General features: G+C 41.5%; 21 protein-coding genes. 2 read left to right on the top strand and 19 right to left on the bottom strand.

The genetic code is table 11. The features are described 5' to 3' along the window. Positions 1–44: 44 nt before the first annotated feature. The 13 genes from CLHUN_RS05315 to CLHUN_RS05270 all read right to left on the bottom strand — a co-directional run bounded on the left by CLHUN_RS05315 (position 45) and on the right by CLHUN_RS05270 (position 12,270). Entirely contained in the window at positions 45–1,379 is a 1,335-nt protein-coding gene (locus CLHUN_RS05315; protein WP_165755667.1) for a B12-binding domain-containing radical SAM protein, read from the bottom strand. Between the two features lie 28 nt (positions 1,380–1,407). After that, a complete protein-coding gene (locus CLHUN_RS05310) occupies positions 1,408–2,184 on the bottom strand; it encodes an SDR family NAD(P)-dependent oxidoreductase (protein ID WP_080063531.1) in 777 nt (258 codons plus the stop codon). 62 nt (positions 2,185–2,246) lie between these two features. Then, on the bottom strand, positions 2,247–3,464 hold the full coding sequence (locus tag CLHUN_RS05305) for an ABC transporter permease (RefSeq protein ID WP_165755666.1): 1,218 nt from the start codon (positions 3,462–3,464) through the stop codon (positions 2,247–2,249). Positions 3,465–3,477: 13 nt separating this feature from the next. Next, a complete protein-coding gene (locus tag CLHUN_RS05300) occupies positions 3,478–4,368 on the bottom strand; it encodes an ABC transporter ATP-binding protein (RefSeq protein WP_080063529.1) in 891 nt (296 codons plus the stop codon). A gap of 44 nt (positions 4,369–4,412) precedes the next feature. Next, on the bottom strand, positions 4,413–5,603 hold the full coding sequence (locus CLHUN_RS05295; protein ID WP_080063528.1) for a metalloprotease: 1,191 nt from the start codon (positions 5,601–5,603) through the stop codon (positions 4,413–4,415). Between the two features lie 85 nt (positions 5,604–5,688). Then, positions 5,689–5,847 (bottom strand): hypothetical protein, encoded by a 159-nt coding sequence (locus CLHUN_RS22055; protein WP_165755665.1) that lies wholly within the window; start codon positions 5,845–5,847, stop codon positions 5,689–5,691. Between the two features lie 51 nt (positions 5,848–5,898). After that, positions 5,899–6,054, bottom strand: a complete 156-nt coding sequence (locus CLHUN_RS22050) for a hypothetical protein (RefSeq protein ID WP_165755664.1) — start codon at positions 6,052–6,054, stop codon at positions 5,899–5,901. Between the two features lie 42 nt (positions 6,055–6,096). Further along, positions 6,097–7,428, bottom strand: a complete 1,332-nt coding sequence (locus CLHUN_RS05290; RefSeq protein WP_080063527.1) for an aminotransferase family protein — start codon at positions 7,426–7,428, stop codon at positions 6,097–6,099. Between the two features lie 12 nt (positions 7,429–7,440). Then, positions 7,441–8,244: a class I SAM-dependent DNA methyltransferase gene (locus CLHUN_RS05285; RefSeq protein WP_080063526.1), complete on the bottom strand. Its 804-nt coding sequence runs from the start codon at positions 8,242–8,244 to the stop codon at positions 7,441–7,443. Further along, positions 8,241–10,622 (bottom strand): hypothetical protein, encoded by a 2,382-nt coding sequence (locus CLHUN_RS05280; RefSeq protein WP_080063525.1) that lies wholly within the window; start codon positions 10,620–10,622, stop codon positions 8,241–8,243. The genes CLHUN_RS05285 and CLHUN_RS05280 overlap by 4 nt, the downstream gene beginning before the upstream one ends. 24 nt (positions 10,623–10,646) lie before the next feature. Further along, positions 10,647–10,820: a hypothetical protein gene (locus CLHUN_RS22045; protein WP_165755663.1), complete on the bottom strand. Its 174-nt coding sequence runs from the start codon at positions 10,818–10,820 to the stop codon at positions 10,647–10,649. Positions 10,821–11,021: 201 nt separating this feature from the next. Next, positions 11,022–11,696 carry an NAD(P)H-dependent oxidoreductase gene (locus CLHUN_RS05275; protein ID WP_080063524.1) on the bottom strand — a complete coding sequence of 225 codons (675 nt, stop codon included), beginning with the start codon at positions 11,694–11,696 and terminating at the stop codon, positions 11,022–11,024. A 1-nt stretch (position 11,697) separates the two neighbouring features. Then, entirely contained in the window at positions 11,698–12,270 is a 573-nt protein-coding gene (locus CLHUN_RS05270; protein WP_080063523.1) for a flavodoxin family protein, read from the bottom strand. A 293-nt stretch (positions 12,271–12,563) separates the two neighbouring features. Here CLHUN_RS05270 and CLHUN_RS05265 point away from each other — a divergent pair, with 293 nt between their 5' ends. Together CLHUN_RS05265 and CLHUN_RS05260 are read left to right on the top strand one after the other, a co-directional pair. After that, the gene (locus tag CLHUN_RS05265; RefSeq protein WP_165755662.1) at positions 12,564–14,114 is read left to right on the top strand and encodes a B12-binding domain-containing radical SAM protein; all 1,551 of its coding nucleotides are present in this window, start codon (positions 12,564–12,566) and stop codon (positions 14,112–14,114) included. A 62-nt stretch (positions 14,115–14,176) separates the two neighbouring features. Further along, a complete protein-coding gene (locus tag CLHUN_RS05260) occupies positions 14,177–15,097 on the top strand; it encodes a DMT family transporter (RefSeq protein ID WP_080063521.1) in 921 nt (306 codons plus the stop codon). A gap of 20 nt (positions 15,098–15,117) precedes the next feature. On the opposite strand, the gene CLHUN_RS05255 is transcribed toward CLHUN_RS05260, so the two are convergent. The 6 genes from CLHUN_RS05255 to CLHUN_RS05230 form a co-directional block, all read right to left on the bottom strand. Further along, positions 15,118–17,304 (bottom strand): lanthionine synthetase LanC family protein, encoded by a 2,187-nt coding sequence (locus tag CLHUN_RS05255; RefSeq protein WP_080063520.1) that lies wholly within the window; start codon positions 17,302–17,304, stop codon positions 15,118–15,120. A gap of 247 nt (positions 17,305–17,551) precedes the next feature. After that, the gene (locus tag CLHUN_RS05250) at positions 17,552–18,292 is read right to left on the bottom strand and encodes a LytR/AlgR family response regulator transcription factor (RefSeq protein WP_080063519.1); all 741 of its coding nucleotides are present in this window, start codon (positions 18,290–18,292) and stop codon (positions 17,552–17,554) included. A gap of 13 nt (positions 18,293–18,305) precedes the next feature. Beyond that, positions 18,306–19,610, bottom strand: a complete 1,305-nt coding sequence (locus tag CLHUN_RS05245) for a sensor histidine kinase (protein ID WP_080063518.1) — start codon at positions 19,608–19,610, stop codon at positions 18,306–18,308. A 109-nt stretch (positions 19,611–19,719) separates the two neighbouring features. Continuing rightward, positions 19,720–19,899, bottom strand: coding sequence for a hypothetical protein (locus CLHUN_RS05240; RefSeq protein ID WP_080063517.1), 180 nt, complete (start codon positions 19,897–19,899; stop codon positions 19,720–19,722). After that, positions 19,871–20,506, bottom strand: coding sequence for an accessory gene regulator B family protein (locus tag CLHUN_RS05235; RefSeq protein WP_080063516.1), 636 nt, complete (start codon positions 20,504–20,506; stop codon positions 19,871–19,873). The genes CLHUN_RS05240 and CLHUN_RS05235 overlap by 29 nt, the downstream gene beginning before the upstream one ends. Before the next feature lie 154 nt (positions 20,507–20,660). Continuing rightward, the gene (locus CLHUN_RS05230) at positions 20,661–22,811 is read right to left on the bottom strand and encodes a peptidase domain-containing ABC transporter (protein WP_080063515.1); all 2,151 of its coding nucleotides are present in this window, start codon (positions 22,809–22,811) and stop codon (positions 20,661–20,663) included. Positions 22,812–22,820: the final 9 nt, after the last annotated feature.

The following is a 22,820-nucleotide window of genomic DNA, read 5'->3' as shown; positions in this document are numbered from 1 at the left end:
TACTTATACCTCGATTCTATGTATTAAAATTCATTTTGACGGTTCTATTCTTCAGTATCAATTCCAAAATCGTTGCTTAAGATATACGGCGTTGCCTTCATATACATGTCAACCTGATCCATTCTTGTAAAATTGGCCGTTTCAACACTTGGTGTAAGGACGGTGAAGTCGCAGTAATTTTCAGATATCAGGTTCAGTCCAAGTCTGTCCCTGTGCTGATACTGCCAGGTACCGGGAAATGGAGTATTGTACGTCAGCATTGCATCCATCCTGTGCTTTTCGAACATCCTCTTTATAAACTCCAGCGTCATTTCCATGGTTTCCCGTGTATCGCAGTAGTGCCCCAGCATAAAGTTCAGGCATACATGTATTCCTGTCTTGCAGGATTCATCTATTATCTCCTCGGCAGAAACCAGGTTGATGTTCTTTCTTATTGTATCCAATACCTGCTGGCTTCCGCTCTCAATACCGTAAACAACTCCTATGCACTGGTTTTGTGCCATGTTCCTTATCAGCTCACCCGTCATGACATCCACCCGCGATTCGCATCTCCACCTGAAGTCCAGGTCATACCTCTTCTTTAAGGCGATAAAATCTGCAACTCTCGAGGGTATCCCGGTGAAGGTGTCATCAATAAAATAAACTACCTTCCTGGTATTTTTAAAGGTATTCAATATCAAAATTACTTCCAGCAAGGTATTTACTGTGTCTCTCACACGGTATTTAGCCCCTGACAGCGCGGTTGCCGCACAATATATACAGTTGCCGGGACAGCCCCTGCTGGTTATTATGTTAATTATCCTGCCATACGAACTGATTTCCATCAGTTCCCTTTTAACTATGGGCAGCAGGTCCAAATCGGTAATATCCTTCCTGTACCCGTTTTTTACCACCTTGTCCGGCTGTTTGTAAATAATTCCGGGTATATCCTCAAATCTGATTATTTCCTGGTTTGACTCTATAGCCTGTACCAATTCAATAAAGGTTGCCTCTCCCTCTTTCATGACTATGAAATCAACATATCTGGAACGGATTCCATATTCCGGTTCAAGACTTGAGTGAGGTCCTCCAAAGACTATCTTTATGTCCTTGAACTTGGTTTTAATGGCCTTTGCTATATTTACAGCACTGTCAATATTTTCAGTATAGGTTGATATGGCAACCAGCAGCGGTTTGTCCTCAGAAATGGTCTTAAAAACAGCGGACAAGTTTGCTATGTTGGCACATAAATCCATTATGACGGGTTTATAGCCGTTCAGCTCAAGAACAGTGCCGATATACAGAAGGCCCAGCGGCGGATTATATGTTTGGGCTAATGTATTGCTGGATTGTTTTCTGGCAGAAAACACAGGTAAATTAAGTAGCAGTATCTTATTCAATTCATTGCAACCCCCGTTATACAGTGTGCTATACGGCAGTATAGCCGCCATCTACAAGCAGATTATGTCCTGTAATCATGCTTGATAATTCACTTGACAAAAACAGAACTGCATTTGCAATATCCTGAGGTGTGGCATAGCGTCTTAGAGGTATCCTTTGCAATGCTTTTCTCATAAAATCATTACTGTTCAGCAGGTCACCGTTTACTTCTGTCAACACATATGTAGGAGAGACGGCATTGACTCTGATTCCATGTCTGGCCCATTCATAAGACAGCGCTTTTGTAAGGTTCACGATGCCGGCTTTGCTTGAACAATATGCCGCCCGCAGTTCATTGCCCACAACCCCGTGCTGGGATGCAATGCTTACGATTGTCCCGCTTTTCCTTTGAATCATTCTCTTTGCCACTTCCTGTGTTAAAAAAAAGGTGCCTTTTAAATTGATATCAAGTACCTGATCCCATTGCTCCCTGGTTATTGTCAGCGAAGGAGTCAATAGATTTATTCCGGCATTATTGACAAGTATGTCTATTTGATCAAATTCCTGGATTCCCAACTGTACGACATTATTTACAGCCTCCTGGCTTCGGATATCCAGAACGGCGGGAATTACCCTGACTCCAAAATTATTTTCTATTTCCAGAGAACTCTTTTTCAAGTCGTCGAACCTGTCCTCCAGCTCTGTAACAATCAATGAAGCCCCTGCCCTTGCAAGCATTTCTGCAATCTTTAAGCCTATACCCCTGCCTGCCCCGGTTACAATAGCATTCTTGTTCTGTAAACTTATTTCCACCTTGTTAGCCATTTGCAGTATCTCCTTATTTTAGCCAAGCTGCCTGAAAAACAAATATCCAATGCCCTTTTCACTTATTGGTCGTTTTTCACCAACAGGACAAGGTCCTTCAGCTTTGGCATATTGCCGTAAAGCAGTACTCCAACCTTGTATATCCTGGCTGCAAGCCATCCGAATATACCGATAGAAGCAATCAGCACGAATATTGACAGCAATATCTGGTACAATGGCACATCAGTTGTCAATATTCTTGTGAACATTGTGATGGGTGAAGAAAAAGGTACTATGGAAAAAATCACGGCAATGCTCCCATCGGGGCTTGTCATGGTATACATTGTTATAAAGAAGCATATGAGCAGCACCATGGCCAACGGCATTGTTACCACAGGAAGATCTTCATTCTTGCTCACAATCGAACCAAAACCCGCATAAATGGTGGCATAAAAGAAATATCCCAACAGGAAGAATATCACCAGATAAACCAGAATGAGTCCGTTAATGTTGGATATGTTGAAGGTCAAATCCCCAAGTGTGGCATTCTTTGGCTTAAACAGCATATAAAATCCGCATCCGGCAATTATGTATGAGAAAAACTGTGTCAGGCCTGCCAGACCCAAACCGATGGTTTTTCCCAGCAAAAGCTGTGTAGGCTTGACTGAAGTTATCAATATCTCCATTACCCTGTTGCTTTTCTCATAACCGACACCGCCTGCAACTGATGAACCATACATAAGTATACTCATAAACAATATCATCATCAGAATATATGACAGAAGGTAGGTATCCTCAAAGCTTTTCCCAAGCTGCTCCACCTTAAAGCCCGCCCGGCTGGTGAGAAGATTTTTTTGCTCGTCACTGAGCTGTAATTTATTCAGGACTGCACTGCTCCACCGCACTTGCAGATAATCGTGCAAAGCTTTTATATGCTTATCATCCGTTACCCTTTTTGTGATGAATTCCGCTTCCGGCAGACCGTCCTTACCGCCTGTTACTGCAAGTATCCCATAAATGCTGTCATCATGTATCCTGCCTATCAACCGGTCCATATCATCTTTTGAGGCCACATTCCAATTGAAGCTTTCGGCAAATTCATTTTTCAATCCATCCAGGTTGTCAGACAATATGCCCGTTTCATCCACCAGGCAGATATCCTGTTTGTCATTTGCTGATAAGTTTTCAATTACTGAAGGCAGAAACATCATGCCCACAATAATGAGGATAAATATCAATGTAGTTATGATAAAGGATTTTGAGGTTGTCTGGGACTTATATGTATATTTTAACACCTTCATGAAACCATTCATCCTAATCACCAGCCTTCTCAATAAAAATTTCATGCAGTGTGGGTTCTGTCAATTCATACCTGAGTATACTGACGTCATCTGCAACCAACTGCTGCAGGAGGCCCTGAGCTTCCTGCTCATCTTTCACCTTGGCAGTATACTGGTTTTCCAGAGCCTCCGATACAAATATACCCTTCTTGTCCAGAACAGCTCTTATATCCTCACCGGTTCTTATAATCAAATTTTTTCTGTTATAATCGCCTTTTATTTTGGAAAGCTTGCCGGATACGATGGTTTCTCCATTTTTCAGCAGCAGCACGTCCTCACAGTATTTTTCAACAAAATCCATAAGATGGCTGGACAAAACTATGCACTTTCCATTTACTTTAAGCTCATTTATGACCTCTTTAAGAATTTCCATATTTACGGGGTCAAGACCGCTGAAAGGTTCATCAAACAGGACAATCTCAGGATCATGCAGAATAGACACAATCAATTGTATCTTTTGCTGGTTTCCCTTGGACAGGGTTTCAACCTTCCGATCATAGTATTCTTCAATGTTGAATTTCTTCAGCCAGTACTGCACCGCACTTTTGGCCTTCTTTTGAGAGAGTCCCTTAAGCGTTGCAAAATATATCAATTGTTCCGACACTTTTTCCTTTATATAGATTCCTCTTTCTTCAGGCAGGTAACCAATTCTTTCAAACTGGCGGGAAAGCTTTTCGCCGTTCCACGCAACCTCTCCGCTATCCCGCTTGATTATTCCCATAATCATTCTCAGCGTGGTGGTTTTTCCCGACCCGTTCCTGCCCAGCAGCCCGAATACCTTTCCCTCTTCACAGCTAAAGGAAAGATTCTTCACTACCACATTTCCATTAAAGCTCTTGCTCAGTCCATTTACAACCAATCCCACTTGATCAACTCCTTAAAAAAAGTGAAAAAATCTATGTAACGGGCTTAAGGCATAGTATTTGCCGTACCGCTAATTACATCTTTAAATCTTTTTATTGCATCCTTAAAAATGGTAAACAATATATACACAGCTATAAAAATTATAAGATATATTGTTTTTTGTCCCAACACCATACTGAGATATCTATTTATGATGTAAAGGGAGTATGCCCAGAAGGCAGGCTTGACAGCACATACGCAAAGTCCGTAAAGCACCATGACAAACTTCCTGGTATTATTGATTTCCAATGCGGCAAACTCTTTAGGAGAAACAATTAATTTCAGCAGAAGATTTATGGATTTATCCATAAAATTGGTAATATTTGCGAACCCTGATAATATCCAATAGCCATCCAGTTTTACAAACGGAATCAGGTTGAATATGCCAAGGCCTATGTTCACAAAATAATATATGGCTAATACTGCCGAGTTAATACCATGGAAATAATTTAATAATGCATAAATAATCAAGGCGATATTGGCTGCCACAAAATTGACCAGTACACCTGCAAACGATACCAGCATCTTCTTTTTTCTGGATTTGAATGTGTAAATCTCGCTGATGTCACAATACATGGCAGGCAATAGAAAAAATAGTTTTATTCCCATTTTTCTTACCTTGCCTCCATAATATTTGCAAGTGATGGCATGCCCCAGTTCATGAAAGCCTATGGTGATTACTTGCATTATATAAATAATAATAGCGTTCCTTATGGATATCCCTTTAAAGGCAACATCATTCATAAGGTAATAATTCATTGACAGCGCCTTCCAGCCTAATAAAAAAAGCAGGAAATATATTATCATGGCCACCGGGCTCAATAGTGCCTTAATAACCGGCATGCATTTGTCCAGAAACATATCGGGATTTAATGAAGCCACGGTTATATTGGTCAAGTCATTGTTTTTTACAAAATTTTTAAATCTTTTGCCTGGGGAACCGGCCTTTGAGTCCTGGTCATTTCCATCGGAAAGGAACCCCCACTCCAGAAACTTGCCGTTCAGGTAATTACGTTCTTCCTCGTTTAATCCGGTCTCTGCTGCTTCAATGTCCAGATTCCCCTTGTCTCCGATTAAATGAGTCAGATATTTAGTTTCTCTTGTTCCCAGTTTCACATATTTGGATGTATGGATGTTTTTCACAAGATACATGTTATTGCCAAGGTCATCGATTTCAATATTGCCGTATGAACTCATTTATTCCACCTCTGAACAAAATAGAATACTGTAGTCAAGGCCGTAAAGCAATGTTTGCCTACAGCCTTGACACACAGATGGTTTATTATGTAGCTCCGGCCGCTACAACTGCAGCATAACTTCCTGCAACAGCTCCGGCTGCTCCTGCTCCGATACCTACACCAACCCAAAAGTCGTTCCAGTTCCAGGCAGCATCAACTTTTTCAAGTTCCTCAATTGCCAGACTCATCTTCATTGTTTCCATTGCTTTCACCTCCCGTATTTTAAGATAATTTCCTTTGCTTTGTACCGGGAATCAAGTTGAAACGGCACAAACTCCTCCGTAAACCAAACCGCCAACGATAACTACACCGACGATGGCTCCGACGGTTGTTTCTCCGCCGCCCAAAGCTTCACAGGTTTCAAGTTCTTCCATCTTTAGATTCAATCCTGAAATATTCATATGTATCACCTCCTCCCCAGTCTTACTTTAAAAAGGACAAAAATATCCTGATTAAAATCTGAAACGCTTGATCTCTGTACAAAATATATTTGCCATCTTCAATATATCTTGTTCGGTTGAAATGAATGAAGGAAAAAAGCTAAAACCTGATATTTTAGGATATATATAAAACGGATATACTATAAGCCCCTTGCTCCGTATCTTTTTATAAAGTTCGGATATCTGTCCGGAGGTGAGACAATTGCTGCCCGGACCTTTCAGTTGCACTCCTGCCATCAGTCCTGCGCCTCTGATACCCAGAACATTTGAATTTCCGTCAAGGCTATCCTCCAATGTTTTAACAAGAAGCTTTCCCAGAGCCTTTACTTTATCCTGAAGCAGGCTGCTGTCCACCTGTTCCAGCGTTGCAAGCCCGGCCGCGCAGGCCAGGGGATTGCCGTTTTGTGTGGAAAAGTGTTCAATATAGCTGTTATTGTTTGAATAGACCTCATTTATATAACCGGATATAATTACCGCACCCATTGGAATATATCCGCTGTTTATACCCTTGGACAAACATAAGATATCCGGAGTGACCCCCAACTGCTGGAAGGAATACAAGCTTCCGGTTCTTCCGAACCCCGTTGCCACCTCATCGAAAATTATTAAAACGCCGTATTGGGAACAGAGCTCTCTTACCTTCCGTATATACCAGTCAGGCAAAGGAATTATCCCGCCTGAGCCAATTACCGGCTCAAGAATGATGCCGGCCAACCGGTCTCCCCTTGTTCTGAACAGATTCTCTACCGACTCAAGCGCCTCCCGCCTGCATTGCCCAGCCATGTCATTCCCGCCGCAGCAAAGACAAAACGGTGTTGACAGTAAATTGAAGCCTTCTACCCAGGGCCCGTAATCCTCAATACAGGAATTATCCATTCCGCTTGCCGACATGGCACCATAAGTTGTCCCATGATAAGACAGGTCTAAAACTGCAAATTCCTTCTTTTGGCTCTTGCCCAATAATTTATGGAATTTGCGTGCAATTTTGATTGCAACTTCAACAGACTCGGAACCGCTGCAGGTATATATGACTTTGCTCAGTTCCCGTGGAACCGTTTGTATGAGTCTTTTGGCGAACTCAAGTGTAGTGGGGTTTCCGCTTGCATATAGATTGACAAAGGAAATATTCTCCAATTGTGCTATGATAGCCTTATTTATGTCTTTATTGTTATAGCCCAGCGATACATTCCATAATCCGCTGATGGCATCTATGTACCTCTTGCCGTTGGTATCGGTGACATAAATGCCGTCACCTGCTGCAATATCCACAAACTCCGGCTTATAACTGAACAAGCGCAAAGGGTGTATTATCGGATAATCCTCAATGTTGTAACTGTTATCCATATGTATGTCCACCTATTTTTCCAGTATATAGAACTTCATTGTCTCATCCGGTGATAGCCTGATAACCTTGGTTTTGGCGATTGAGAACCTTGTTTCTTTAACTGCCGCCTCCACATCCTCTTCGGTAATAAGCCTTTTTATGGTACATCCAAGCTTCCTGGCAGTTTTATCGCCCTCTGCTATCTCTCCGTAAAAGTTTACTACTGCTTTTGCTTCCAATGTATAAAAACACTCCTGCATCATTACAAATACTTTCTTATTGCCGGTTTCCCACGTATATCCCATCATATTTGCCTGACCGGCTGCAGTTTGTGGATTGTCAAAGACCCTGATATCAAAAACGAACCTGCCCCTGTCACAAAGGTGCTCATATACGTTATTCAGCATCGTAACAACATCTTCATTGTTTTCCAAAAGGCATATGGATGTTACCGGCAGAATCGCCAGGTTAAACCTCTTGTCCGTGCGGAAGGTCCGCATATCTGAATTCAAGACTTCCACCCTTTGACGAATACGGCTGGACTTGCCCCTTAGCTTGCCGTCCAGAATATTCAGCATATCCCCGGACAAATCCACACCGGTTATTGAATACCCTGCTTCCGCCAGCGGAACCGTCAGCCTGCCTGACCCACAGGCCAGTTCCAGTATATTTCTTCCGGTAACCGCAGCCTGTGCCTTGTACAAATCCAAATCATAAAATATACCTTCCATGATCTTGTCATAGAAATCGGCATAAAAGGCTTCGTACAGGTCATTTTCTTCACAAAAGGGCAGCTTCAGCTCACTTATTTGCTGGAATATCCCAAAGTACCTCATATGACAGCCCTTTTCAAGCTTCCGGTATTGGCGAATAATTCTACTGCGGCGTTGAAATCCTTTATTATCTGATCATCGCCCAATTTATACATATCTCTGAGATGTCCCTTAATCTCATCTACAGACAGGCCCTTAAACATAAGTTCCATGATAACAGCCAGATGCTCGGTCAATTTATATACCTTGCCGGTCAGGGGCATGTAGAAAACAGGAGTTCCATTTATTATGAACAGATTGACAAACTGGTGGAAATATTCCGTTTCTCCTATATGATCAACATGACCGGTATAATAGGAGACGTATTTCGAAGAAACCATGACATCATTTATTCTTATATCCCGGAAGGTGCCTGTACTCCTTTTCAGGAATTTCAAAAGATTAACAATGTTTATATAATAAGATATATATGGCCTTTGCTTACGAATTTCACAGTATCTTTCACTGCTTAAAAACTCAGGCAGCATGGCACATTTTGAGCAATAGTCGGCAGCAGTGCAGGAATCACAGTCCCTCTTCAACTGCTCTTCTTCCGTCAAAACATAGGTCTGCTGAATTACATCAAATTGCATATCATCAATGCTTCCCACACTTTTATTACAGTCAAGGCATGGTAATATCTGATTATCATCAGCAAGTCTGAAACGGGGCAGCTTTGTCAGAGAACAATTGTCCAGCCAGCGGCAGGAATCCACCAAAAAGCTGGGTATCAGGTAAGACTTGTTGAATCTTCCCGTTGAAATAAAGTAATCCACCTCTTCAAGAAAGCTTTCCAGATCACTTTCGTTTTCAATCCTTATAAAATCCAGCGGAGCATCCGAATTCATTTTTGCTTCACTGTATTTCTTCACCTCAAGCCTTAAGGGTTCGGCCCGGTAATAGTCGTCTATCTTCAATTCATAATGCCTGTTTTTGTCTTCAATGGTGAGCAGATGCTCCAGGCAATAATTTGCTTGTTTTGCAGCCTGGACATTTTTATCAAAAACAGGGTTTTCCTGCCTTATTATGCTGCTTCCTTCCGAATATATGGGAGCACCCTCAGAAGCAGCCGGGGTATTAACATATACGGCACTATTGATTGACATATATTCCTTGAGTTTCTCGTACTGGTCGACATCCAGCTCTTCCTTTTCTACAGATACATGCTTTGTAAAGCCGTTTAAATTACTCTGGCCGTATATTCCCGTCATATATGAATCAAACCCGTTTATTAATGGATTTTCATGAAAAAGTACTTTTCTTTTAAAATTTTTGCCATAGTAATGTGCAATATAATCTCTTAAGCCTTTTCCCGATATGCAGGACCGCTTCGGCAGGCCTTTGGGTGAATCCGATTTATCGCCTGTGGAGATGGTGGTATTCTCAATACCTGTGATGCCTTCCGTCAAAATAAACTTAAGATTATTTAACATTGCTTCTTCATCCAGCCCGCCGCACTCAAACAGGAATCTGAATTCAACCTTGCCTGAAACAGCCAGTTCCTTCATTTTTCCGGAGCACTCTTCTATTTTCCCAAGGGCGGCGGCGTCCGCAACGGCAAGATTTAACCGCCTGATACCTGATTTTACAAGCTGCTCCAGCATTCTGACCGTGAGACAGCCCAGACTTACATCTGCCTCATATGCAAACTGGTAGGCCTTGCTTTCCAGCATCTGCAGCAGTCCGTCGTATTCCGGGTGCCTGCTCAAATCCCTGGCTGTTAATTTTAAAGGAACTTCCTGTCCCTTCTTATTTCTGCCGTTCAAAAATTCCAAATCACTGCTGATTCTTTCAATACTGAAAAAAGCTTCCCGGTCCGGTCCTCTGCCTATCATAACCCCTGCTGCTCCGGCCTTGTCAACCGGAATCAGCTTTGTCTGGTACGGGGAAGGTATAAAATCCAAGCTGGAACAAGCTTTAGCCTGACAGACATTTGCCGTTTGAAAGGTGCCCGTCAAAACCTCATCTATGGAATCCCACTGGGTCCTGTCGGTTTTAAAAAGATTTATTATGCCTGTCTCATATTCAAAAGATATGTATGCGTCTGTTTTTGCATCTACAAGGCTGTCAATGTTTAACTCCTCTTTTAAAGGACCAAACCATACGATATTTATATCCTCTTCACTTTCCTTGATGTGGCGTGTAAGAGTTTTTGAAAGGAGGTAGTTATCTTTATTTACATAAAATACAATGAAACTATTCCCCAAAGATATTATTTCTTCAGCAAGTTCTGTCAGATTCGGCAGCTTATCCTGAACATACTGTACGGTTTCAATTCCGTTTTCTTTCAGGTAAGCCCTGGCATTGCCGCAATCTATCTGATGTTCGGCAATGAAAAACTGTTCCGGAGTCTTTTTGAAATTAACAAATGAAATACAAGATTCAGACCACAAAGTAGACATTTTAGTCCCCTTCCTTAAATGTGATTATTTCTTCAATATCTGGCCTATGCTGACAGCAGCGATAAAAGCTCCTGCAAGTGACAGAACAATTGATACGGCCAATGCTACATAGTTTGGTTTTCTAATTGCCCAGATAAGTAAAATGGACCCTAATATCAATACAATAATAGAAATGTTAGCCTTCAGAATTGGTGACATATAAAAACCCCCTATTTATATTTTTTGATTGTCATAAAAAGCTATTACACTATTAACCATAATATTATGTAATACAAGAAGTGAAAAAGATTATTAATGGTTTCTTATTGGTAATATACAACAAATTAGCAAATATTTCAATATTTACATATAATTTATATATTATGAAATTATTTTACAATTTATTGCCTTAAATGAGCATTACATATACGGCTGTCTGCCGTAACTTTTATTTTTCTGTGTTTTCCTCAGATTCATCCGAATTATCAACTGCGACATGAAAACATACGCAGCATTGGGAATTGCCAGCTTTGCCCGGCTCCCGAGTTCAGGGTTTAAGACTTCCTCGCCTTTTGCAATGGCCTCGGCTATCAAGTCCAAGGATTTTACCAGTTTCCCGGATAAGAATCCCACTTCTTTTACTGCTTTGGCATCAATCAGAGGTCCGCCTCCTACCACAAGGCTTCCGTACCACTTGAAGCCGCACTTGTCAGCAAACACTCTGGTGCTCTTAAGAACATTGTCGCTTTGCCGGACCTCGGGATAGCCGGTATTTACAATACATAAAAATCGTGGCTTTGCCGGGCCGGCTACCGTTTTCCTCTGTGCTGCAACATACTCCATAATATCTATTATTCCTGCCGGAAAGGAGTCAATGTAAAGGGGATAGGCAAAGGTTATAAAATCGCTGCTATTTACCGCAGCCATGAGCTCAGGCAGCTTGCTGCCATCCTCCAGGTAATCGTACAGACATCTTACCTCCTGCTCATAGCCTTTCTCTGCCAGTCGGCCGCCCAAATACGAGCCAAGTGAATAGGAGGTGCTGTGAGTTTTTCTCGGGCTGCCCACTAAAAGCAATACTTTTCTTGAAGACATATTAAACCCTCACTTTCTTCATGGCTTTTTGAATAACGTCATTAATGGCCTCGTAGGAATCACTTTCCGATATTACCTCCGAATACCACGAGTCTGCATGAAGGTTGATAGAGTTCCTCTCTGTCAGCTCCCGAAAAATTCCGGTTTCTTTTTCATTTTTATTTTCCATGACCCCGATGGTAATGAGGTTGGGGTTTTTAGGATATCTCTTTCTATGATTATATTCGCCTTTTGTTTTTTCAAATAAGGGCAGCAGCAGGCAAATGAACTTGTCAATTACTCTTTTGACCTTGGCCTCATAACCGCCGAATACCACCCTGGTCAATACCACCGCTACGTCCGAACTGATATAGTTTCTTGCGATTTCCTCAAAGGAATCATTAAATACGCACTTTCCGTTATTTACAAACCAGCAGCCAAAGCAGCCTTTGCAGTACTGAATCTGTACTGCATCCAGAGCCAGGTTTTCAATATGGCTGGCGTCATCATCACCCAACTGGCCTTTTATACTGTTAAAAACGTCTTCCGATATGGCACTTGACTTATCGAAGCCGTTCAATATACAGACCTTCACAATAATTCCCCCTTGTAACTTAACTGAATGAACATATTCGCTGCTCAGTCCTGTTAATTCTATATTTTACACACATTATATATTATTCCAATTATGGTTACAATTAATAAATTATTAATTTATTGTATATTTTGAGCATTAATTGCAAATTTTTTGTTAAGTTTAAAAAATACCCCGAAACAACGCCATTGAGCCGTTACTTTTTTCCATATTATTCTATTTTTAGTTGAATATTGAAAATATTATGCTATAATGGAATTATATGGAAAATACATGCTGAAAGGATGCTGATTATGAAACTTAACCTATACTACGCACCATGTCCTGTACAAAAGTTTGAAGAAAAACTTGATTATCTATCCACCCAGAGAAGTAAAAATCCTAAAAGTGCCTTAACCACCCTGGCTTCCGGAATCCGGTTGTTTTCTGAGCAATTCGGGCTCAATTGCCATATAGAGATAATAGACATGCAATTGGGAACTGAGGAAATGTTTTATAAAAAGTTTAAATATGGTCCGAAGGAATTATTGTGCTATGGTCTGGGTTATCCCTTCGAAAAGTATGAGGCTAAATACAGGGAAACTCCAATTCACGGGATTTCCTCCAATTTTACAAATGGAGCACAGCTCGTTGCCGATCTGGCAAAGTACATAAAAAAGGTGAACCCCGGCTCGCTGGTTATTATAGGCGGAACTGATGCCACCTTCCGTCCCGGTTTTTACCTGGAAAACGGAGCCGACATTGTCATAAAGGGAGAGGGTGAATACACCTTTACCAGAGTATTGGATGCATATGCCAATAAAAAGGATTTCTCTGCAATACCGAATGTTTGTGTCAAAAACGGCAGCTATACTGACAAAATAGACAAATCCGGACTGTTGGATATGAACATCCTGAGACCTATGGCGCTTGACCTGATTTACGATTTGTATGAATACGGAGATACGGGGGAAGGCCAGCCTCCTGCCTGTATTGAAAAGCCCTATGTGTGCTTCGAGACCTCAAGAGGCTGCTATAATAACTGCTCCTTCTGCACCACTCCCGCAAAGGGCAAATACAGGTATATGACAGTTGATTCTGTTAAAAAGCATTTCGATTACTTCAAATCCAAAGGCATCAGAACCCTATTATTTCAAGAAGATAATATCTTGTCCAGAATCCAGAGAAACTCCAAAGGGGAATATATATACCCCGGGGGCAGAGAGGATATCATAGAAATTTTCAGGATGGCCAGGGAATACCGCTTTTCCTGGGAGTTTGCAAATGGCCTTGAGTTTGGAAAGTTGTTTTACAACGACACCTACGACTACGATTTATGTGAGGCCTTATTGTGGAATGATCGGAATTCCGCAAGGCATGCCGGCTGTTACCGCGTACAGATACCCATTGAAAATCTCAGTGACGATGCGGATAAAAAGTTCCCTAAACTGAAATCCTTTTCTCAGCAGCTTGAAATTCTGAAAACCATTGTGCAGTACGGAATAACCTATCACAACTACAATGTGATAATCGGTTATCCGGAGGATTCCACGGAATCAATCAACAATTACATCTCGAAATGTTTTACCATAAAAAATGAGCTTCATAGAGCCTGCCCGGATTACAATCCATATTTCAATATATTCGCTTTGGCCTTGTTGCCGGGAACAGTTGACTACAAAAACTTCAATTCCAGATTGAAATTTGATATTGACAGGCATCCGGAGGTGGTCAGCATGTACATACCCTCCATGGATACAAACACGCTGAGCTACTATGAGGTCTTTCTCAAAAGAGCATATATGAGCCATGAATTAAATGGCAGACTTATTGAAAAATACGATGGAAATTTAATCTATATTTAAAAGTGTCTGTTGAGATATTTTATAAGCTTTTTATAAAAAACCTTGCATTGGAGAAACTATAAATGTCACAGAACGAAAAGCATCTGAAAGGGGAGCGGATATCCGAGGCTACCTTGCTGGTTATAACAATAATATGGGGTTCCAGCTTCATGGTGACTCATTTTGCATTTGCCGCAGGTCTGTCTCCCTTATTCATACTCATGTGCCGGTTTTCAATTGCAGCAGTATTCATGGGCATCTTTTATTTCAAGAGAATTATTAAAGCCCTGCGGGTGGCTCATATCAAATACGGCATTCTTCTGGGGAGCATATTCTTTCTGGCCTTTTACACAAGCCTGGTGGGTCTGAAATACTCCAGCCCGTCCAATAATGCAATAATAACCTGCACCAATGTAGTCATTGTCCCGCTTATATGGTGGTTAAAAACCAGAATCCGGCCCAGAAGCAGTGTATTTTTTTCATGTGCCATCAGCCTTGTAGGCCTTCTGGTCATTTCCTTGGATTTTTCACAAGGCTTTACCTTGCATATGGGAGACATTTTTTCTTTTCTGTCGGCAATCCTGTTTGCGGCACAAATAGTTTCCATCGGTGAAATGTCGCAGCACATAGACCACTGCGAGCTGGTATTTATGGAGTTTTTAACCGCAGCTTTCCTGTCCGTGGCCTTCTACCTGCTTACAGAACGCGGGGCCTACTATTTTACCGACCTGAGCAGCGTGCTCTCGATATTATATCTTGGAATAGTCTGTACATGCATATGCTTCCTGCTTCAGGCCTGGGCCATGCGAAGCGTGAACTCCACAAGAGGGGCTGTAATAATGTCTACGGAAGCCCTGTTTGGTTCCATAATATCAATTCTGGCAGGTTCTGATGTTTTATCCTGGCGGATTATCATCGGCGGCCTGCTTATAACCTCGGCGGTAATTCTACCCGAACTGAAGCCAAAACAAAGCAGCGGCGCGGTAAGCCGGATAAACGGATAACCGTTCAAAAGGCTTACAGGCTATTCCAGCAATAGAATCTGCGGCACGGAATTGTTCCGGTATCTCCTCAAAAGAATATACCCATACCCCGAGATTCCTTTCAGCAGGGACATAGATTTGTTCCATGTCTTAGCCTCGGCATTTACGGCAGGTTCAATGATTTCTTTGACCAAAGTAATAAATGTATTGTTGCATCTCTCCTTCAGCCCGGTGTCTCTTAAAAGCTCCGCCGCATAATCCACAATTTCCAGGTTTCCTATATCTCCGTTGCAGTAGAAAGGGCTGCAGCCAAACCCATGATTTATAGTACGGCTCACTGCCCGGCTTATTTCCTCATCCAGCAATGCATCTTCAAAACCTGATTTTTTAAGAATAAGCCGGCTCAAAAGTATGCCGGAATATCCATTTCTCCAGCCGGCTTTCTCTTGAAGTCTTTCGCCGGTTATAACCAACCTTTCCATTTTCAGCAGCTCTTCTATGGTAATCTTCACAACGGAGTTCCCCGTCATATTTAAAAGCCTCATCAATACGGCAATTATTCCACTGCTGCCGTCACCAAAGCCGGAGGCGGCATCCGCCAAACCTATATTAGCCGCTATCTTCCTGTAGGCCAGATCGGCGCTGGATAATACCTCCGCCCGAATATCCCTGAAGGCCTCATTTTCACATATGGACAACAGCACTGCCAGAATTCCCGACAGGCCGTCAAAAAAACCCAGCCTGTTTTGCTTGTCTATTTCTGTACCTATATAATTCAGGCCTTTCCTTATAGCAGTCTTAATGCTGTCATCCCTGGTTACGGAATATATTTTGGAAAGTGCATAAAGCTCACCGCTGATACCCCTGAACGCTCCGATTATTAAAGTATTTCCGTCCAGTCTGTCAATATGTGAAACAGGCTCACGCATTGCCTCTATTGCGGTGTTTATAAAATACTCCTTTTTTGTCAGTTCACCCAGATACAGAAAGAATAGCGCGATACCGCTGTTGCCCTCGTAAAGATTATAGCACTTGGGTGACACAATGAGCCTTTTGCCATATCTTACAGTGTTTATCCATGTCCTGCTGGTTGAAAAATTGTTGAAGCCTATTATGCTTTTTTGAATCATATAATCTCCCAGACGCACGGCAATATCCAGCAAATGCTCCCTGTCCGTCTCCTGCACCGCGCTGTTTCCGGAGAAGACAACACGGGTCCTGTTCAGTCTTCCCGCATCAAACCGCACATCAAGAAAATGCAGTTGTCTCCTCAGGTCTCCTTCATTAAGGCCGTATATTTTTGTAATTATGGTTGGCAGATATGAAGAAGAGTCCTTTTCAAACTGCGAATTCAACAGCTCTATAAACTCCCTCTTGCTGTGGACTATTATATTATACATATAGCGAAAACCGGCCTTGATAGATGCAATGTGGAGTTTTGCCGAGGCCTTGCTCTGTTTTGGTATAAATTCGATATTGTACACGGAAGAATCTATAATATCCTGTGCTATGCTTTTTGAAGATATATTCAAATCCGATTTTTTTTTGTGCGCAAGAAATATTCCGTCCAGATTCATCAGCACCGGATACATTGCCAGGGTGACAATCCTTTTACATTTAAAATTGCTGCAGTTTAATATATACAGCAAAGCCAAAAGCTCTCCCGTATTGAAAAACCTTTTCGCCAGCTCCTCCTCCCCGCATTGTGAAGATTGTATATATTCCAGAAAACCATGGCTGCCGCAGCATATGAGTTTCCGAGTGTACAGGCTGTATTCGCTGCCCACCCTGGTATTGAGCCAGCCAATGATATTGTTGAAAATAATATCATTGGCTACCATGGTATCCTTATATATAATTCTGCTATTATTTGTAAAAGTGATTACAGCACTTTTTTTCAATAAATTGCAGCGGATTTCAGATATTTTTATACTGTCTTTGGTGCTCAGTACCGAGGCTTTGATTTCCGGAAGACTGGCGGCAGCAGAATTTATGACTTCCATGACAAAGCCCAGATAGTCCTCCGGACTTACATCCCCCGCCGGTTTCCTGAAATACCCTTCAATCAGGCCTGTGGCGAAGGCTTCTTTATCCTGAACCATATCCGGCAGGTTTATGGTAAATTCGTTTATTTTGTCAGCCATTTGGGAATCCGGGCAGCCATTCAGCCGGATCTTATTATTCCTTAAGTCCGTTTCACCGCCAGAGGACACATCATACGATGCCATAAATTACCCCCTTAATTATTTAAAGCCAATATTCCTTACAAAGACTATAGCATAGATGCACCTGTAAATTTTAAGTGTATAATAATCGTTAAAATTCATGTAATAAACATAATACAACAGCTCTTCCGCCCTTTTAGATATGCGGAAAAACAGGTAACAAAAAATACTCCCTGCCGGCTAAATTTTCAGAGTTTAACCAAGGAGTATTCTGGTCTTAAGCATATAAAATTTAACATTACCATCAGTTTTATTTAGTTTCCCATTCCTTGACAAGGCCCTTCATCATCCTTGTGGATATCAGGCATTCCTGCCCGTTTACCATATGTATGCACCTGTTGCTCAGATCTATTTCCCTTATATTATCCCTGTTGACAATAAATGATTTGTGACATCTGTAAAACCTGTTATCCAGCTTTTCCTCAATGTCCTTCATTTTTGAGTAGAATTCTATCTGCCTGTCAAAGGTATGAATAATTACCTTGTGTATTGTAGGAGAGGTTTCGAAAAACAGAATCTTTCCGAACTCGATATTTATAATCTTGTCTCCCACCTTCATACTGAACACTTTCTGGATTTGAGACGCCTTGGAAGAATATTTTTTATTTGCATCCATAATGCATTGATGTATTCTCTCTCTGATGTTTGCGTAATTGTCCTTTATAATGTAGTCCATGGCCTCAACTTTATATATGAAAGTGAGATAGCTCATTTCCGAATGGGTGGTGATGAATACGACAAATCCCCTGGGGTCGTGGTGCCTTATTTTAGAAGCCAGTTCAATACCGTTTATTGACGCCTTCAAGTCTATGTCCAGAAAATATAGCCCTGAAACGTCATTTTCACTTAAGTATGTCAAAATGTCATCAGGGGAGGCGGTAGACAGGGTAAGCTCCATGTCCAGGTTCTCAATCATAATGACGTCCTGAATGATTTTAGTAAACCTCTCTCTTTGTTCTTTGTTATCTTCACATACAAATATACTCAGCATTCCAAAATCCTTTCTAATTGTCAGCTATTTCAATAAGCTGCCTGAATTCTCCGTCTTCAACGGAAGTATCAATCCACACATCTTTGTATTTTCCGGTTATCTGCTTCAGGTTATACAGTCCCAGGCCCCTGTTCGCGCCTTTTGTGGAATATCCCTTCTGGTATATCCTATGTATGGCCACCTCTTCACATATGCTGTTAATAACAACTAGCAGTACGGAATTGTCCTTTTTTATAATTGCCACCTTCACGTAAGGCCTCCCGCATTTTATTGCTGCTTCAATAGCATTGTCCAGGAGGATTCCCACCACCCTGCATAAATCTATAATATCAAAATTGAATTTTTCTATGGGCTCGGCAACCTCCAGAAGTACATCTACGTTCATCTCCTGCGCCCTGATGAGCTTTGAGGATATTACTCCCTTTATCTCCATATTGTTTATATTCTTCAAATTTGCCAGCTTATAGTTGTTGGATTCCATTCCTGCACCCAAGGGCAGTATTTTTTCATTAAAATATTTTTTCAGCCTGTCAATATCGTTGCTCTCTATATATCCAATCATGGAAGACAGTATGTTGATATAGTCATGCCTGAAAGACCGCATATCCGTATACAGCTTTTCCAGACTGCCGGTATATTCCTGCAGGCTGTCAAATTGCACCTGCTTGTTTTTCAGATCCATTTCCCTTGTAATGCTTGCTATGAGCGCATACATTATGATAATCAGCAGTACCAGATAGGCAAAGAACAAAATGCCTTTGAGCAGCATGGCATTGCTGTCTGAGCTTTGATTCGGCTCATAAATGATATTTGTATAAAAAACAATACCTGTGAGAACCAGGCTGGCCACTATAAGTATGGCAAACTTGCCCTTAAGCTCGAACATGGAGAGCTTGAACTTTTTATTGATGGCAATGCCAAGAAATCTTGTGATTGCAAATATGAAGGGAAAATCTATGGCTATAATGGTGTAGTACAGCCGGATATCCTGCCGTACCTGGCTTAAAGGGATATCAAGTACTGATATGCAGATATTGCTGATAATATTGTCGGATAATAATATTATGATTACTGATATAATCGGTATTGAAACAGCCCTGACTACATTTTTGCTGCCTCTGTATATAAAAACCGCAGGTATGATTATTATAGGCAAAATTGCCATGAATTCGCTTATGTAAAGCAACACTGACCCGCAAGCCAGGGTTGAAACAATCATAATTGCAATATCTCTCAATTTAAACCTGTATGAATTTAAATTAAGTATTGAAGTATAAATAAGAAAAATTGTCCCCAACAGCATTAAATACTCAATCATGTTATTTACTTCCTGCAATGTTATTTTCCGGTTAATTATACCATGATTGTACAATAATTTCCAATAAAATTACAAAAGGGCCATAACTCTTGTCACGACCCTTTATGTATTATTGTTCATCATTTTTCATTAACAGCTCCATGGGGAATTTGGGTTCATAATCAAATACAAGTAAACACAGCCCTCTGGATTGCTCTCCTATCCTGGTTGCAGTATTGCCTATACTGCTGATCAATTTGTCTTCTACTTTTTCCCTCATACTAGCAAATTGCCCTATGATATTTTTCATAATTCCTATACCCCCTGTTAAATATTTTATATGTTATTGGTAATATCTTAATAGTTCCAAACCCCACGGCAAGAGTCATCATTGACTTAATAAGCTGGCTTGGGACTAAAAGTGCCAGAATCATTAAAAATATTCCCGTAGCCACCGTCCGTTTCCTGAGTTTTTCTCTTAGCTGCCTTTGAGGCAAAGGGTGGTTTTCGGTATCGGCGGGTGCATATATGTAAAGCAGGATATTCATTACAAGGAACGCGGCAAACACCATACAGTTGTTCAGCTTTATACTGTGGCTTATGTACCCTCCCCCCACAAACATGGAAAATGTACTTACCGTGCATACCAGGCTGCTTTTTGCATGAAGTCCGAAGGCAGTTTTCCTTATACTTCCAAATACCAGGCAAATAAACAGTGCTTCCCTGAAAAGGTTAAGACCGGCTGCCGCGCTGAACACCACAATGAATTTAGTAATATTAATCAGCAGTATTTCCATTCCAAGCCTCATCTTCACCAGCTCCAGCCCCTCTTTCTTAAAATGGCTGTTCAGCCTGGTCACAAGAAAATCCGTCAGCTTTTCTACCAGATTCATTTGCTTTGATAATTTGTTTAGCATTTTTATCACCCAAGAACATTATATAGCAATTTGCATTTTCAAACCCATCCCTATATAAATCACATTTATTTTGGTATTATATGCTTGACTCGGGAATTTTCCATGTAATAACCGCGCATTATCCGGTAATAATTGCTTTGGATGTTAAAGACCGCTATACTGCAAGGCTCTTTTCCCTGCTCATGTAAAGGCTGGCATACAGGCCTCCTCTTTGCAGCAGCTCTTCATGTGTGCCTGTTTCCGCTATTCTGCCTTTGTCCAGAACTACTATGCAATCTGCATCTATAATGGTAGACAGCCTGTGAGCTATAATTATTCTGGTACAGCCTGCCTGTTCAAAATAATTGGATACCTTTTTCTCATTTATGTAATCAAGAGCGCTTGTGGCCTCGTCCATGATCATCAGCTCAGGCTTGTTCAGCAAGGCCCTGGCCAGAATGATTCTTTGCCTCTGTCCTCCTGACAAATTCATTCCCATATCGGATACCAGAGTTTGATACTTCATGGGCATCTGCTGTATTTCTTCGTCTATCTGGGCTATGCGGGCCACCTCCATTACCTCCCTGTTGCTCACCTTTTTATTGATGCATATATTGTCATAGATAGTCTTGTTAAACAGGGACATATCCTGGGGTACGACACCTATCTGCCGCCTCAGCATTCCCTTGTCCAGATTCCTTATGTCAACGCCATCAAACAGTATCTCTCCGCTTTTCGGTTCATAGAGGCCCAGAATAATCTTCACCAGGGTACTTTTCCCTGAAGCAGACGCTCCCACTATTGCCACCTTCTGGCATCTTTTAACATCCAGGTTGATGTCCTCCAGCACATTTTCAGAATTATTGGTGTAGGCAAAACACACATTCTTCAATTGCAGGTTTCCTGCTATCCTCAGTTCCACCGGGCTGTCCGGCACCGTTTCCTCTTTTGCATCTATAATGTCCGTTATTCTCTCCAGATATGATGTTGCAAGTACAAAGGAATTGTAAATATTGAACACCGACATGCCTGTGGAGAAAAGGTTGCTTGCCAGAGTGTAGATTGCTATTACCTCCCCCATGGTAACAACTCCGTCCATATACTGGAATATGCCCAGCGCCAGTATAACCAGAGGGGCGGTCATTTGCAGGGCTGACAGCACGGTGTCATTTATATTCTTGACCATGTTTTTCTTCTTGTAGGCAGTCAAGGTTTTTTCATACCGTTTGGTCCAGCTATCCAGTATTTCATCCTCCATGCCTGCAATCTTAATGCCGAAGGCAGAATAGACAGCTTCAACCTGGACTCCTTGAAGTCTTGTATCTTCAACTATTTCATTCTGGTTGGCCTCCATCAGGGTGGGCTTCATTTTTACTATAAAGGAAATGTTTATTATTAAGAACAGCACTGCCACAATTGTCATTATTGCAGATTTTGAAAGCATATAGCCTAAAATGCATATCATTATACCCACTTGCAGAATGCCCTGTATTATCTGCTCGGAAACCAGGTCCCGTATAACCGCCAGGCAGTTAAGCCTGAACAGCAGATCCCCGTTGGAACGGCTTTCAAAGAATTTGAAAGGCAGACTGAGCATTTTTTTGAAGGTTCCTTTGGTCAAATGGCTGTCAAGATTCAACTGCAGCTCTATAATCTTCATCCCCCGCAGAAAGGTAAAGCCTGCCAGCACCAACGCAATCACTATGGCATAGTAGTAATAGTTCCATGCCATGCCGTCCTCCTTCATGGCCCCTATACTGTCCGTCAGGCGCTGGACAAGAACAGGTATCAGCATCTGGGTAATATAAATCATTGCAGATACCAGAATAAGCTTCGCGTAAAGCCTCTTCCTGATATTTATATTTTTGAAGGCATTAATCCATAGATTTCTTTTTTCCTTGAAGGGTGCGAATTTTCCGGTTGGCTTTGCGGTTAAGATAATTTCGGAATAGTTTTCCCGGAACTCCGAAAGCTTTATTTTTCTTCTGCCGTATGCAGGGTCGACTATTATTGCATATTTTTCATCTATTTTTTCCAGGACCACAAAATGTTCATCATGCCAGAATATTATCGCCGGAAGTTCCAACTGTGCAAGGGCATCTGCATTAGCCCTGTATACTTTGGTATCAAGCCCCCGGCCTTTCATATATTTTGACAAAAGCGAGATTTTCAGGCCGTCTCTTCCCACCTCAAGATTTTCACGGATTCTGAGGATTCCGTCATAGCTTTTATAGTACTGCATTATCATAGCCACACAGCACAGACCGCACTCTGTCTGCCGCATCTGTTGAATGTACGGAACCCTTTTCATATGAGCCACTCTCATGATTTCGTA

It is taken from the genome of Ruminiclostridium hungatei, assembly GCF_002051585.1.
GTDB classification, from domain to species: Bacteria; Bacillota; Clostridia; order Acetivibrionales; family DSM-1351; genus Ruminiclostridium; species Ruminiclostridium hungatei.
Note: the sequence above shows the minus strand (reverse complement) of the source record. Positions and strands in the feature narration are given on the sequence as shown.